At 59.5% G+C, this 14,668-nt stretch carries 12 protein-coding genes and 4 pseudogenes; 4 read left to right on the top strand and 12 right to left on the bottom strand.

What is annotated here, in order from left to right; all coding sequences use genetic code 11:
* The 7 genes and pseudogenes from ACHAC9_RS23870 to ACHAC9_RS23840 all read right to left on the bottom strand — a co-directional run.
* Positions 1-188 (bottom strand): annotated as a pseudogene (locus tag ACHAC9_RS23870) (IS5/IS1182 family transposase); the annotation flags it as partial.
* 115 nt (positions 189-303) lie between these two features.
* Entirely contained in the window at positions 304-1,161 is an 858-nt protein-coding gene (locus tag ACHAC9_RS23865) for an NAD(P)-dependent oxidoreductase (protein WP_435764190.1), read from the bottom strand.
* Positions 1,162-1,213: 52 nt separating this feature from the next.
* Complete coding sequence (locus ACHAC9_RS23860) at positions 1,214-2,044, bottom strand: SDR family NAD(P)-dependent oxidoreductase (RefSeq protein WP_435764188.1); 831 nt, start codon at positions 2,042-2,044, stop codon at positions 1,214-1,216.
* Positions 2,045-2,064: 20 nt separating this feature from the next.
* On the bottom strand, positions 2,065-3,069 hold the full coding sequence (locus ACHAC9_RS23855; RefSeq protein ID WP_435764185.1) for an alpha/beta hydrolase: 1,005 nt from the start codon (positions 3,067-3,069) through the stop codon (positions 2,065-2,067).
* Between the two features lie 19 nt (positions 3,070-3,088).
* Positions 3,089-3,406 carry an EthD family reductase gene (locus ACHAC9_RS23850; protein WP_435764183.1) on the bottom strand — a complete coding sequence of 106 codons (318 nt, stop codon included), beginning with the start codon at positions 3,404-3,406 and terminating at the stop codon, positions 3,089-3,091.
* A gap of 36 nt (positions 3,407-3,442) precedes the next feature.
* The gene (locus ACHAC9_RS23845; protein ID WP_435764181.1) at positions 3,443-4,393 is read right to left on the bottom strand and encodes an alpha/beta fold hydrolase; all 951 of its coding nucleotides are present in this window, start codon (positions 4,391-4,393) and stop codon (positions 3,443-3,445) included.
* Positions 4,394-4,468: 75 nt separating this feature from the next.
* Positions 4,469-5,263, bottom strand: coding sequence for a hypothetical protein (locus ACHAC9_RS23840; RefSeq protein WP_435764179.1), 795 nt, complete (start codon positions 5,261-5,263; stop codon positions 4,469-4,471).
* Between the two features lie 147 nt (positions 5,264-5,410).
* Between ACHAC9_RS23840 and ACHAC9_RS23835 the strand changes: the two genes are divergently transcribed.
* Both ACHAC9_RS23835 and ACHAC9_RS23830 read left to right on the top strand, forming a co-directional pair.
* Positions 5,411-6,025, top strand: a complete 615-nt coding sequence (locus tag ACHAC9_RS23835; protein WP_435764177.1) for a TetR/AcrR family transcriptional regulator — start codon at positions 5,411-5,413, stop codon at positions 6,023-6,025.
* A 909-nt stretch (positions 6,026-6,934) separates the two neighbouring features.
* Positions 6,935-7,270: pseudogene (locus ACHAC9_RS23830) on the top strand (transposase); the annotation flags it as partial.
* 341 nt (positions 7,271-7,611) lie between these two features.
* Here the strand turns inward: ACHAC9_RS23830 and ACHAC9_RS23825 are convergent.
* A pseudogene (locus ACHAC9_RS23825) lies at positions 7,612-8,037 on the bottom strand (IS6 family transposase); the annotation flags it as partial.
* Between the two features lie 186 nt (positions 8,038-8,223).
* Here ACHAC9_RS23825 and istA point away from each other — a divergent pair.
* Together istA and istB are read left to right on the top strand one after the other, a co-directional pair.
* Positions 8,224-9,744: an IS21 family transposase gene (gene istA, locus ACHAC9_RS23820; protein ID WP_435764175.1), complete on the top strand. Its 1,521-nt coding sequence runs from the start codon at positions 8,224-8,226 to the stop codon at positions 9,742-9,744.
* An 8-nt stretch (positions 9,745-9,752) separates the two neighbouring features.
* On the top strand, positions 9,753-10,541 hold the full coding sequence (gene istB, locus ACHAC9_RS23815; protein ID WP_435764173.1) for an IS21-like element helper ATPase IstB: 789 nt from the start codon (positions 9,753-9,755) through the stop codon (positions 10,539-10,541).
* A 379-nt stretch (positions 10,542-10,920) separates the two neighbouring features.
* Here istB and bla read toward each other — a convergent pair whose 3' ends face one another.
* From bla to ACHAC9_RS23795, 4 genes and pseudogenes are all read right to left on the bottom strand, one after another.
* A complete protein-coding gene (gene bla / locus ACHAC9_RS23810; protein WP_435764170.1) occupies positions 10,921-11,862 on the bottom strand; it encodes a subclass B3 metallo-beta-lactamase in 942 nt (313 codons plus the stop codon).
* Positions 11,828-13,573, bottom strand: coding sequence for a M56 family metallopeptidase (locus ACHAC9_RS23805; RefSeq protein ID WP_435764168.1), 1,746 nt, complete (start codon positions 13,571-13,573; stop codon positions 11,828-11,830). The genes bla and ACHAC9_RS23805 overlap by 35 nt, the downstream gene beginning before the upstream one ends.
* The gene (locus ACHAC9_RS23800) at positions 13,570-13,962 is read right to left on the bottom strand and encodes a BlaI/MecI/CopY family transcriptional regulator (RefSeq protein WP_435764165.1); all 393 of its coding nucleotides are present in this window, start codon (positions 13,960-13,962) and stop codon (positions 13,570-13,572) included. The genes ACHAC9_RS23805 and ACHAC9_RS23800 overlap by 4 nt, the downstream gene beginning before the upstream one ends.
* Before the next feature lie 398 nt (positions 13,963-14,360).
* Positions 14,361-14,609: pseudogene (locus ACHAC9_RS23795) on the bottom strand (IS6 family transposase); the annotation flags it as partial.
* Positions 14,610-14,668 lie beyond the last annotated feature (59 nt).

The following is a 14,668-nucleotide window of genomic DNA, read 5'->3' as shown; positions in this document are numbered from 1 at the left end:
CGCACCTTCAACTCAGTAGGAAATGGAGGACGGCCTCCGCGCTCGCGGCTGGGGCGCGGCGCCGCACGATCGACTTCGCCAGCCAGTGCAGCGAAGTCGACATGCTGCTCCATCACCCGCAGCGCATCACCAAGTTTGTTCAGCTTGGCTTCGCTCTCCTGGTCAGCAAACAGACTGGTCTTGATCATGAAATTCGGGTCGGATTCGAGGCGCTGGCATCATGCCAGATTCGCAGGGGTTTTTCGAGGTGCCCTGGAGTTGGTGACCACAACCAACGCGTCGACATGTGAAAACACTAGCGCGTTATGGGCCCCCGGCCGGGCGTATCGTGTAGTCAGCCATTACTGACCAATCCCGGTCACCCCCGCGCGCCTTAACAGCCTCCGCCATCTGGTCACTCACGGCACTGAGCATCGGCAGGTTCCGCCCCAATTGCTCAGCCGCGGCTTGCGCGAGCCGCAAATCTTTCAGCCCCAGCGAAGCCTTGAATCCTGGCTTGTAGTGCTGCTGTGTGATGTTGGCCGAATAGACTTGGTAGGATCGGCTGCCAAACAAGGTGTTCAAAATTAGATCGAAAAAGCGCTCGCGGGTCAATCCATTGCCTTCTGTTAGCACTACGGCTTCGGCCATTGCCTCGATCGCCATCGTGATCATCATGTTGCAAGCAATCTTGGCGGCATTGGCCGCGGGCGGTTCCCCGCCCATGTCCCAAATGCGCTTGCTGATGACCTCAAGCACTGGCCGCACCGTCTCCAGCGCCTGCGGCGCACCTGCAGCGAGGACGTTGAGTTCACCCTTGGCAGCGACGTCCGGCCGTCCCAGCACTGGCGCTGCCACATAGCCAATCCCCGCAGTACGGTGACTGTCCACTAGTTCTTTGGCCAGCGCCACCGAAATCGTCGATGACACCACATGCACCAGGCCAGGCCGGGCCAGCGACAGAAGATTCGTGCCTTGCAAAACACTGCGGATTGCCGCGTCGTCGGCCAGCATCGTCAAGGCCATATCTGCTTGCAATGCCTGGGCAGGTGTCGCCACTATGCGCACGCCATCGAGCTGCCCACCCGAACGATTCCAGGCCAGGACGGTATGGCCGGCATCGGCAAGATTGCGCGCGATTTCCCGGCCCATTGCGCCAAGACCAATGATTCCGATTTCCATGTTATTTCTCCTGATAAGATGGCCGGCCCCGGCCGAACGGCCTCTGCTAGGTTCAATCAAAGTCAGAGGCGATCGCAAGCTGACGCCACGCGTCAATATCTTCGCTGAACGACCCCAGCTTGTGATCGGTAGCTGCATGGTCCATTGGTCCCAACGGCAGATGCAACGGCGGCGCTGCGCTATCGACAGCGCGCAGGATGACGGCAACGGCTTTAGCCGGGTCGCCTACCTGCTTGCCATCGTTGTGCTCACGGTAAATACGATGCTCCACAGTCCGGTCATAGTCCCTAATCTGGCGCCTGGCTGGGCCGACGGAGCGTCCCAAGGACGCGGTACGGAGCGGGCCGTGCTCAACGATGATGACACGCAACCCCAGCGGCCGCACCTCTTGGTCCAGCGCCTCGGATAACCCCTCGACGGCGAACTTGGCGGCGACGTAATAGCCTGAGCCGACCGACCCTGCGATCCCTGTGGTCGAGGAAAAATTGACGATACGCCCGCCTGGCCGGCGCCGCAGCACCGGCAATGCCGCGCGGGTCACTTCAATTAGCCCGAACACATTGACCTCGAACACCGGTCGATACTCATCCGGCGCATCCTCCTCGATTGCCCCAGCCATGCCGTAGCCGGCGTTGTTGACGAGCACATCCAGTCCACCGAACGCTTTTACCGCCAGCCCCACGGCAGCCTGCGCCATCTCCGGCCGGGTCAAGTTCAGCACACACACGCGCACTGTTTCCGGAAACCGCTGCATCAGTGCTTGCAGCGCTTCCGGTTGACGGGCGGTCGCGATCAGCTGGTCGCCGCGAGCCAGTACAGCTGCAGCAAGGTGCCGCCCCAGATCGCTGGAGCAGTTGGTAATCAGCCAAGTCATTTTTTTCATGATTTCGCTTTCGGTTGGATTCAGGCTTCCGTGTGATCTATGAGCCACTGCAACACTGGAGCTAGCGCAGCGTCGGAGTTCTTCTCGTAAATCAATCCATGCCCATTGCCAAACACACCGTGCTCGGGGAGATGCAGCAACTCGGCTGACGCACCGGCCGCGTTAAGAAACGCCACTGTCGGCGGGCTAGCCGCAGCGAAGGCCGACGCCTCAGCAGTCACGATCAGAATCGGCAGTCCGATCAGCGCAGGTAAGCGCAAACTGCCGGGCGCGGCGTTGCGGACGGCCTCGGCATTGGCCACTGGCGGCTCGAAACGCAGCGGCGCTGCCGCCGGCCCCCAGCGCATGGGCCCAATGTTCGGAATGTCGGCGAACGGCGGGCCCATCGGTTCGATGGCGGCGATCGCCTTGACCAGTGCCGGCCGGCGGTCTGCCACAAGCCAGCCGTCTGGGCCAGACGCAGAGTGCGTAATCAGGATGGCCGGCCCGATGCGATCGAGTAGAGCCGCCATGCGATCGGCATCGAGCGTCTGCGACAGTTCCAGATCCGCTGGTAATGGCCCATACCCCGCGATGAACTCGTCCATGGCCTTGGCGTCGTCCTGCGCGAAAGGCCACTGCGTATGGCGCGTATCGGTATCGGGAAAATAGATACGTTGCCCGCCCTCGTAAGAAAACGGTGGTCCCATGGCGCCCAGCGTGCTCACATGGAACGGCGAACGGCCATGGCCGGGCCGGTCGATTACCAGGACCGCGTAGCCGGCTTCGACGAGCCGTTGAGCCCAGCCCGGTCGCCCGTCTGGCGTGTCGAACCACTCAGTGCCTTGGAAACCGCCGCCGTGCAGCAGGACGACGGGATAAGGCCGCGTCACCGTTGTCGGGGCTTCCCATGCCACATACATCGGTCCGCGCTGGTATGTCAGTCCGACCTGTTCGACCCGATCGCCTGGCACCCAGAAGTGACCGCGGCGCACCGTTCGCGCGGGAACCTTCGCCCAGGGGGCAAAGTTAGCTTGATCTGCCATTGATCCTGCCTCCTGAAAGTTAAAGCTCGACTGCGCGCGCGCGCAGCGGAGACAGATCGGTAAAATTCGCGACATCTGCCATTACTTCAGCCGATTCCGGCGCAGCAAAGGCGGCTTCGAGGGCCGCGTCGTCACGGAACACACATTCGCAAATGGCAATCGTGCCTGCCCGATCCAGGGCGGGGAAAAAAGCCGACACGCTGAGCAGGCCGTACAGCTGCCACGCTTGCGTCACTAGCGGCAAATGGCTCGTGACGTAGTAATTCCGGTCAAACCGTGTCTGTGGCGTGCCCACGTAGGTGACATACACCACGACTGGCGTTGTACTATTATTCATACGATTCTCCATTAATTGAGATGAGACGGCCAGCGCTCAAGGCATATCGAGGAACTTCAGCACGGCCTGGTTCAATTGAGCAGGGCACTCCTCCGGCAACCAGTGCCCACAGCCCGCCAAGACTTTGCCTGTGACATTGGTGGCATACCTGCGCAGCATCTCCGTCTCGTAGGTACCCATGCCACCATGTCCACCGCCCCCGATCGCCAACATGGGAATGGTGATCTTGGTTTTTGCCAGCGCCTTGTTATCCTTCACGCCTTGATTGAGTACGCGATAGTATTCAAACGTAGCGTTCAGGCTATGCGGCTTGGCGTACGACTTGCCATACAGGTCCAGCAATTCAGGCGTGAACGCGGCTTTGTTGGTCGCATGTTCCTTGATGAAGTGCTCGAGGAAAAATCTTTCCTTGCCAGAGATCAGGGTCTCGGCCAGATGATTCTGGGCGGCAAAAAAGCTGAAGTGCCAGACCAGCGACTCGCCTTGGGGTGTGAAGGCGGGAAAGGTATAGATGCTTTCTTCCGGGATCGGTGCTTCCATATAGACCGCGCGACGAATCGTGTCTTGGTTCTTGACCAGCATGGGGTACGTATTCCAAATGCCGATATCGTGCGCGACTAGGTCAAATTTCTGCCCACTACTGAACTGCCGGGCCAGCTTGTAAAGAATCGGGGCGACGTCGGTAGCACGATAGGACGCTGGTACTGCCGATTGTCCGAGGCCAGGCAGGTCGGGCGCGACGACCGTGTAGCGCTTTGCTAGTTCCGGCATCAACTGGTGCCATTCATACCAGGTCTGCCCGAAACCGTGAACCAGGTAAACCAGCGGGCCTGAGCCGCCTTTCACGTAATGCAGTTTGACACCGTCAATGGTCTGGTACGCGCTGCTGAAGCCTTGAGGAAGAGGAAACTCCTCGGCAGCGAGAACAGGCGTGGCCAGCGACATTGCGCAGGTGGAGAGGAGGGTTGCTAAAAGACGGAGGTACATATCTTTCCTTAGTTGGTGTTGTTTTAAACGAATAGAAAGGTGCTGCGATGGCGCGGCGCCGGTACAGGTTGATAGCTAGCAGTTGACGGGTCTAATCGCAGCAGCGCGAGGTCCGACGGGGAAGCCGTGCGCACAAGCCGACCAGGCGACAGAGAAGCCGGCGACAGACAAAACGAGAACCGCCCATGGAAACGCGCCCGCGCCCCAGGTATCGAGCAGCACGCCGCCGAGCACCCCGGCACCAGCAATCGCACTGTTCCAGGCGACAACGTTGATCGAAAGCGCTACGTCCGCGCCGACGCCGGCACGGTCTGCAATCGCAGTTTGAAGCGGGGTAGCGGCGCCTCCGAAGGTCAGGCCCCACAGTGCGACGCCTACGTAGACGGCGGCCGGTTCCGTGGAGGCCATAATGAAGAGAAGAGAGACCAGCGCAAAGAAGGCAAGGCTCAACAACACCGAGACGCGTAGACCGCGGTCCATCGTCCTGCCAACGGCGCCTATGCCCAACAACGCCGCGATGCTAAAGGTCAGCACCACCGTATCAACTCGGCCAGCCAGGCCTGCCTGCGCGATAAAAGGGGCGATGAACGTGTACAGAACGTTGTGCGCCAGCACCCACAAGATAACGGTTGCCAGTACGGCCAGTGGAATGGCGGCGAGCATGGAGCCGAGCGCGTAGGCGGTCACGGTTTGACCGGCGACCGCCTGGGTAACTCGCAGATCGTTGCTAATCAGAGGCAACAGCCCCGCAGGCAGGGTTTCTGAGGCGATGCAAATGAAGCCAGTCATCGCCAACGCGAGCGAGGCAGCCACCGGTAACTGTTCCGGTGCAGCCTCAGCTGAACTGTCGTTTGGTTGCTGGTTACCCATTGTTGCTCCTGAAACGGCAAGGTTAAGCGAACTGGTCGCCCCGTCACATTTGTACCGATTGATATACATGTTAGGCGGCACCGCGTAGCTTGTCAATTACTTTTGTATCGTTTAGTATGTATATCCTGATGAGTATAGGAATACGCCATGGCGCAAATGGGCCGCCCTCGACAATTTGACCGCGACACGGCACTGATCAGTGCCATGCATCTCTTCTGGGCAAACGGCTACGCGGCCACGTCACTGAGCCAACTTAAGGCTGAGCTGGGTATCTCTGCGCCCAGTTTTTACGCTGCGTTCGGTTCCAAGGAAGCCCTCTTCCAAGAAGCTGTGACGTTGTATCTGCAAAGGCACGGGTCGGTGACGGAAAGCCTGTGGGATCCACAAATATCGCCACGTACTGCCATCGAACTGGCACTGCGCAGTTCTGCTCAAATGCAGTCGGAAACAGGCCATCCCAGTGGCTGCATGGTCGCACTTGGTGTAATGAGCTCAGGCAAACCCGACAATGTGTCAGTGACCGAGGCATTGACGGCTTCGCGTGCACGCACTCGAGCGGGGATTCTGGCATGTGTACGTCGCGGTATCGCACAGCAGGAGCTCCACGCTGAAACCGATCCAATCGCCTTGGCGCAGGTATTTGAAAGCTTTCTTTTTGGCTTGTCGACGCTCGCGCGCGATGGCGCGACGCAGGCAAGCTTGGACGCAGCCGTGACGCAAGTACTGGGCATGTGGGACTTATGTTCCAACAAGGAGGCATGATTCGCGAATAGCGCTTATACATTCCTTAATCGGACATGGGATTTTTGGCTACCTCGCCCGTCCGAATTCTTGCCTGCCAATCTGTTCCGTTCCCAATGAGTCGTGTCATTTTCAAAAGGCGACGACACCATTTTGCTGGCCCAGACGGCGACTGTGCACCCGAGTCCTGACTTACTTTTTGTCCGTAGCCGCCTTCACCATCATCGTCTATGCAAAATACTCCTATGCACAGAAGTGACGTATTCACGCGCTGCCCGCCCGGCATGGTGGTCACGCGGAAGCACCGTCCGCCGCAGCACCTGTCGCACAAACCTGCCGCCTGCTGGCCGGGAGCCTGTCGGGGGGGCTACAAAGCGAAGAGCCGTACTGCCAAGCTGATTTTTTGCAAAGCGAGCGTGCATGTTCGTGCCGCGTTCATAAGCAGAAGCCGGAGTTACGGCAGCCGTCGCCTGGTCACAGCGCTGGCCAATAGTGGCGTCTAGGGCGGTTGTTACAAAGTGCGCCGGCTGACGCAGTAGGCCAGCCTTGAGTCAGTATGAGAGCGTAAATTCGTGCACAGTACCGGCAGCGCACATGCCGGGCCGATTGCGCCAAATGTGCTTGCCCGGCGCTTCAACCCGGCCGTCAATTTCCGAAATATATACGACCATAGGCTACCTTACGCCCCGCGATGACTCTCGCATTTGGTAATAGCTGCGACACTCTTCCGCTCGATAGATGCCATTGGTCCTCAAAAGATTGGAACTAAGTAGTCTGCCAATTTTCGCTGTCAAAGTCGAATAGACGCTGATGCAAAGGTTTGCAATATGAAACTTCTAGAACTATCCCAGGACGAACGGCGCACGCTACGTGAAATGAGTATTTTTCATGCGCATCCTCGTACTCGAATGCGAGCTCAGGGGATTTTAAGTCGGTGATGCCACGAACTTCAAGAACGGCCGGCAGTTGGCGGCATGGCTGGGTCTGGTGCCAAGACAGCGCGCCAACGGCGGTAAGTCAGTCTTGCTGGGCATTAGTAAGCGAGGAGACACGTATCTGCGAACACTGCTGATCCACGGAGCCCGAGCAGTGATCCGACACGCGCAAGACAAGCCGGCGACTGGCAGGCTCGGGCGACTACTCGACAGGCGTAACAAGAATATCGCCGCAGTGGCTCTGGCGAACAAAAATACCCGGACCGTATGGGCGCTGCTGACCCGCAGCGATCAGCGCTTCCGTGCCGGTTACGCGCCAGCCAGCGCATAACCGGAACGGTAGAGTACACGCAGCAAGTCAGAACTAGCGGTCAGCTGAAATAGGAGGATCTCTCAGGTTGTACAGGCAGGAACGAAGTGATGGCAAAATAGGTAAGACCGTGGTTGAGCAAACCTGCAACGCGACATTCGCTTCGAGCGCGCGGTTCTGATAAGGTCTCGACCAGCGTATTCCATCAGGGACAGAGGCGACGGCCTTAACAAAGTCCGGATATATGGCCGCAACCTTTCCTACTCGCTGTCACCCATTCTCTGCTTGGCAAACTGCGGACGTCCATATATGTCGCGTTGTTGAACGAACGACGAAATTTCCCTGGAACGGCACTATGCCACTCAAGCGGGACGGACCATCCCTGCCAACGTAAAAAATTGGTCAGCGAACGACATCGCATCGGCGTCATTGATCTCGAATTGACCCTTGCGAATCATATGCATCAACTCGATCCCGGCGAGCACCGAGGCGGCAGACCGGAACGATTTGTAGTTGAGCATTGGCCTGGTCAACCGCTTGATGGCGCGATGGTCCTGCTCGACGATGTTGTTGAGGTATTTGATCTGGCGCACCACGATCGGGACGTCGCGACCAGCGTTGACCTCGTCGATCGCCGCCTTGTTGGCACCGCTCTTGTCCATCGCGATCTTGTCGGGATCGCCGTTCGCCCCCATCGCCTTAACGAAAAAGCGCTTCGCCGCAGCCATGTCGCGCTTGGCCGTCAGCAGGAAGTCGACGGCCTGGCCCTGCTTGTCGACAGTTGTGAATTTTCGGCGCTAAGGGGCCATTTCGCTGTCGGCGTCAAGGCGCCACTTCATCGGCGGCAATGGCGCCACTTGATCGTCGGCGTTAAGGCGCCACTTCGCCACCGTTTCAGGGGCTCGAACTTTCATTGATCGGCTAGACTCCCCGGCATTTCGCCTGGAGAAGCCGTGACAAAACGGAGGTTCGAGATGTATCAATACCGTCACATCCTGATGCGCATGCGGCAGGGAGATTCAGACCGGGAGATCTCCCGGTCAAAGACCATAGGGCGCAAGAAGATCGCCCAGGTTCGGGAGTTGGCGAGCGCGCGCGGCTGGCTTGCACCTGCCACCTCACTGCCGGACGACGCAGTTCTGGCATCGGCGCTGGTGCGCAAAGATCCGCTGCCGAGCACCTGCATCTCCACTCTGGAACCGTGGCGCGCGCAGATCGGCAACTGGTACGCCGCCGGCATTCAAGGCACGACCATTCACGCCACGTTGGTGCGCAATCATGGCTACACCGGCAGCTACTCGGCCGTGTACCGGTTCCTGCATCAGCTGGTCGTCGACGAACTGGCCGACGTGCCGCTGCGGCTGGAGTTCAAGCCGGGCGAGGCGGTGCAGGTCGACTTTGGCGCCGGCTCGCCCATCACCGACGTGCACACAGGCGAAATCTTTAAGACCTGGTTCTTCGTGATGACACTGGCTTGGTCGCGCCACCAATACGCCGAATTCGTGCGCGACCAGACCGTGGCCACCTGGCTCGGCTGCCACCGCCGTGCCTTTGAGTGGTTCGGTGGCGTCCCCCTGCGGGTGACCATCGACAACGCCAAGTGCGCGATCACGCGGGCCTGCGTATATGAACCTGAAGTTCAGCGCTCGTATGTTGAGTGCGCAGAGGGCTATGGCTTCAAGATCGATGCGTGTCCGCCCAGGGATCCGCAAAAGAAGGGGATCGTGGAAGCGGGTGTCAAATACATCAAGGGCAGCTTCCTGCCGCTGCGCGAGTTCCGCGACCTGGCAGACGCCAATCGACAACTGCACGAATGGGTGCTGGGACAGGCCGGCAACCGCCTCCACGGCACGACCCGCGAAGCGCCTCTCAAGCGCTTCGCCGACGTGGAAAAGAGTCTGCTCAGGCCCTTACCCGACGTGCCGCCCCAGCTGGCCACATGGCTCAAGGTCAAGGTCCATCGCGATACCCATGTGCAGTTCGAGTACAACTATTACTCCGTGCCATTCCGTCTGGTCGGCCAGGCACTCTGGCTCAAGGCGGGCGATACCGTGGTGACGATGTACCTCGAACACGAGCCGGTCGCCACCCACGTACGGCTCAAGCACAAGGGCGAGCGTAAGACCGTGCCCGACCACATGCCGCCGGAGGCGCAGGCATGGCTCCTGAAGGACACCAAATGGTGCATGGCCGAGGCCGAACGGGTGGGCCCGGCATGCGCTGCCGTGGTCCGCGCGATGTTCGACGATAAGGTACTGATCCGCATGCGCGCCGTGCAGGGCGTGCTTGGGCTGCAGAAGAAATACGGCGCCGTCAGGCTGGAGGCGGCCTGCTCGCGCGCCAACCACTACGGCACGCCCGGTCTCAACGTCGTCAAGCGCATCCTCGAGAAAGGCCTCGACCAGCAAGACCTGCTGGCGGCGTTCGACGCGCTGGCCAGCACCTACACCGAGGGCGGCCGCTTCTACCGCGCCACCAACACCATCCTTCAATGAGAACGACCATGTATCCAATTCCAGAACTGACTTCCCTGCTCAAACAACTGCGCCTGTCCGGCATCCTCGACTCGCTGGAGGCGCGCAACCGCGAAGCCATCGACCGCAAGCTCGCCTTCACTGAGTTCCTGAGCCTGCTCATTCATGACGAAGTCGCCCGCCGCGACCAGAAGAAGCTGGCTCAGCGCATGCGCCGCGCCAACTTCCGCAACCAGAAGACGCTCGACGGGTTCGACTTCAACCGCTTGCCCGGCTTGAACCGCGCCGCCGTCCATGACCTGGCCACGTGCCGTTTCGTCGACGAGAAGGTGGCCGTGCTCGTCGCCGGGCCCTGCGGTACAGGCAAAAGCCACCTTGCGCAGGCCCTGGGGCACGCCGCCGCGCGCCAGGGTTACGACGTGCTGTTCATCACCCAGACCCAGCTGATGACCAGCCTGCGCACCGCGCAAGCGATGGGCACGTACGAACGGCGCCTGCAGTACCTCAGCAAGGTTGCGCTGCTCATCATCGATGACTTTGGGCTGAAACCGCTCAGGCCACCCGAGGACGAGGACTTCCACGACCTGATCGCTGAGCGTTATGAAAGAACGGCCACGATCCTGACATCGAATCTGCACTTCGACGAGTGGGGTGCGGCGTTCGCCTCGAACAAGATGATCGGCGCGGCCACCTTGGACCGCTTACGCCACGGCGCATACAAACTCGTGCTCGACGGGGAAAGCTATCGGGCTCTGCCGCCATCCTCGGAAGAGTCCAAGCCACCGATGGAGAAGGTACGGAAACAGCCGGAGAAATGAACGTCAATTAACAATATAAATCGTTTATTTAATTAATTTATAATAGGGGAATTCGTTCCGGGCCATGCCCGTCATGAAGTCCCCTCCTTGGGCCGGCGTTCAGTTTGGTTCGACAAGCTCGAAGCTTCAGGCACTTGAATTGGCGATGACCCCGCACTGCCGTGGGCTGCCACGAAAAGCTGACACAAGAGAACGCCGCAGGAACGAGGCCGGGCTTCCGTCTTCGCAATATTCCAGTGCGATCCAGCCAAGCGGCCAATCAGCAACAACTTTTGGAATGACCGGGAACGCCCCATAGCCGTCCATTTCCACAGTCTAGAAAACGCTGTCAAGCGAGCGCATTCCGATCATAAAGAAATGTGTCTACCCTGGCAAAATTCTACCCGCCTCGTTCCTTGACAAGGCGTTTGGTCAGGCGCTCGCTGGCCTCTGCCGCATACGCACGGCATCCTGCGGCGTCGATGAGCGGATTGCTGTCCGGCGTGCGCGCTGCCGCCTTCTCCATCAGATCAGTAAGGCCTGGGTGTCCTGAGATAATGATGTCGCATTTCAGCGCCGCGACCTTGGCGATGCTTGCCGCGAATGAGGTTGAGATGTCCGGCGTCTTGCCTGTACCGGTGAACTTGAAATCGCCGCTTGCGTAAGAATTGAGGCTATCGGCAAACACCACATCGAGGCAGCGCTTGCCTTCACATGAAGTCCAGGTCCATGTCGTGCCCCCCGGCGCATGGCCAGGCGTCATGTGAGCGGTCACGCTGATTGGGCCGACCTTCAGGATTTCTCCCTCCCCAACCACTTTAACCTTCGCCACCTTGGCGACGTGCACCACGGGATTGGCCTGAAACTGTGGATCGTCCGGGGGGTTGGTGCCGCTTTGCATGGCCAGCGCGCCCGAGCGGCTGGCCGCCACGACGGCGCCGCTGGCACGCTGCAGCGCCGCGATCCCTCCCGCGTGATCCCAATGGGCGTGGGAGTTGACGATGAGTTTCACGTCCTTCATCCGAAAGCCCAGCGCCTTGATGTTGGCCTCGATTAATGGCGCCGATTGCGGTAGCCCCCCATCAACCAGGATATGGCCTTTGGGTCCGGTTACCAAAACGGATGACAGCCCATCGACGCCAACGTGCCAGGTGTTTCCGTACACATTGAACGGTTTGACTGGCTTGTTCCAATCTGCGCAATTGTCGCAGTTCACCGGATCGTCGTGCGCCTGCGCACTACCGGTCGCGGCAGCCATGACCAGCACTAATTTAGCTACCAACTTCATATTTTTTGTCTCTCTAAGGTTAAAAATGCGGGTGTAATAGAGGGCCGCCAGCATGAGCGAGCAAATCGCGGATTCTGGCCGCATCGAGCGAGCGTTGTTCCGAATCATCGGCATGCAGCAGTACAACGGTGACGTTTTTGTCGCCGCTGCGCATACGCATGGTCAGGCAACGCCCCGCTTCCGAGCTGGAGCCGGTCTTGGACAAGCTGATATCCCATCCCTTGCCACCTACCAGGGGATTGGTATTGTGCAGTTCATGCGTCAGGCCGTTGACGGCGACTTCAGCTCGTTTGTTGCTGGTGATCTCGGCAATCTCTGGATACTGCGCTGCCGCCGCCACGATCCTGGCCAGCTCAGTAGCAGTGGAAGTATTGGATGGCGCAGCCCCGATCGGATCCGTGATGGTGGTGCGAGTCAAGCCCAGGCTGTGGATCTTTGCCCGAACAGCTTGCGCGAACGCGTCGCCACCGCCCGGAAAGGTACGTGCGAGCACGGCGGCTGCGCGGTTCTCCGAGGACATCAAAGCCATCCGCAGCGCGGTCGCGCGCGGCACTTCCGAGCCTGCGGTAAGCAAGGCACTGTCCTGCATACCGGATCCCATGTCCTCATGGGCAACGCGCAGTTTCTCGTCCGGATCGAGCCTGGCGTCCAGCACGACCATGGCGGTCACCAGTTTGGTCAGCGATGCGATTGGCACCACGGCGTCGGCGTCCTTGGCCATCAAAACCTTTCCGGCAGCGTCATCGAGCACGAGTACATGCCTCGCGTTCACTGGCAACTGCAGCAGGCTCGCGGCGCTGACATCGAGAGTTGCGTGCGGGCCGGACGCCTGCATCGGCAAACTCACGCATGCAACCAGCAATGCCGGCAAAGCCAGCTTCCAGCTCGCTGTCTCCGGCGGCGGCGCCATCAACCGTTCAATGCGCCTGAACAAAAGACCACCCCGCGCAGACAAGATCAGTCCTGGTTCACCCGACGTGGCCTGCAACGAAAGCTCGTGTAGCGCCAAAGCCATTTGGCCGGGATCGTTCAGGGCCAGCGCGCCTAGCTCATCGGCAACCTGTTCGCGTTCAATGCGCATACGTCTCGATAGCCACCAGATCACCGGATGGAAAAACAGCAGCCCTTCAACAAGGCTTTGCAGTAGATTGACCAGATAGTCCCAGCGTTGGACGTGGGCCAGCTCATGGGCAAGCAAAGCCTCCAGGACTGCCACGGGCATACCGCTGAGCAAAGCAGCAGGCAACAGCACGATGGGCCGCCAAAACCCCAGCGTCACGGGTCCCGACAGCGACGCATGCAATTTGAGCACCACGCGGCGGCGCAGCCCCATACGCAGCGCCAGCGCGTCAAGGCGATCTTGCCAGATGGCAGGCGCAAAGACGGAGTGACGGCGCAGCCGGCTGACCCAGACAAGGCCCAGGCTCAGGCGCGCCGTCATCACGCCCACACCCAAGGACCAGGCCACCACCAGTGCCTGCATCCGGGCCTGTAGCTCAAGCCGCCAGACCGGCACTTCGGTTGCTTGAAACGAGGATGGCAACGAGCCCAGCTGAGCTAGCGACCACGTCAGATAAGTCAGTGGAATGCACAGGCAAATGAACAGGGCCATGGCGCAAACGGCATAACGCCAGCGTGGACTTGCACCTCGCAAAAATCTCAGCAGGACACCGGCTGCGGCGCCGACGAGCAGACCCTGCCACACGAAGTGCAAAAGCGCCCAGCCAAGCGCCGGCACGGCCAATTCAATCGCGATCGGGCTCATGATTTAGCGTTGTCGTCGCGACGCAGTAACTTTTCGATTTCCGAGCGCTCGTCGGCGCTGACATGCTCCTTGAGCGCAGTCAGCACCAGTGCTTTACCCGAACCAGAGAACACTTTGCAGATCAGCTCTTTGAGCAAGCTGGTCTGGAGTTTTTCTTGCGCTAACGCCGGAGCGTAGCGCTGAGGCCGCTTGCTTTCGTCGCGGGTCAACATCCCCTTGCCGTACATGAGCTGGAGTTGACGCAGGACCGTGGCATAGCTGGCATCGGCGCGTTCAAGACGCAAAGCTTCATACACCTGCTTGGCGTCAGCAGGGCCGAGGTGCCACAGGATGCGCAGCAGGTCCAGTTCGGCGGACGTCGGGTGCGGAGTCGGTGTGGGCGTTTTCATGCCATATAGAATAGCAGTTCTAGAATTAAATTTCTAGAATTAAATTTCTATAACCTGACCACTCAAGATTTAGGGCAATTAGGCGTCCATTTCGGGGCGGAAGCCACCGTTGCCACGTGGCTGGTTGCTGTCGTACTCGACTGCGGCGGCGCCCTGTCGGCGGCTTTCACCCCGCAGGGCACAACGCCCGCTAGAATGTCAGCCACAGCATTCTGGACGACAACACCTAGCTTGAAAACGCCATTCGCACCCAAAATCAATGTTGCTGAAACGCTCGGAATCGAGCATTCTTGCAACCCAGTTCGAGCCGCTGAAATTGGAGGTCAAAGTGGCGCCTTTACGCCGAAAATGAGCGGCGCCTTAATGCCGGAAATTGACAACAGTGCGGTAGAGGTATTTTCAGCCTTGATGTAGGTCTCATCCATGCGCCAGCTGCCGCCGACCGGACGCTTGTGTTTCCGAGCCATCTTCTCGATGAGCGGCAGAAAACGAATCGCCCACCGGTTGATCGATGAATGGTCGACCGACACATCGCGCTCTTCCATCATCTCCTCGAGATGCCGGTAGCTCAGCGGGTAGCTCGCATACCAGCGGATGCAGACCAGGATCACATCGATCGGGAAACGCATCCCTTTGAAAATAAGCATGTCGATTCTCGTCATGGGTTCGGGCGCCGCAGTTTACATGATTGGCACGTCGACGTTCG

Origin of the sequence: Massilia sp. CMS3.1, from assembly GCF_051262535.1 — a bacterium.
Taxonomy (GTDB): Bacteria; Pseudomonadota; Gammaproteobacteria; order Burkholderiales; family Burkholderiaceae_D; genus Telluria.
Note: the sequence above shows the minus strand (reverse complement) of the source record. Positions and strands in the feature narration are given on the sequence as shown.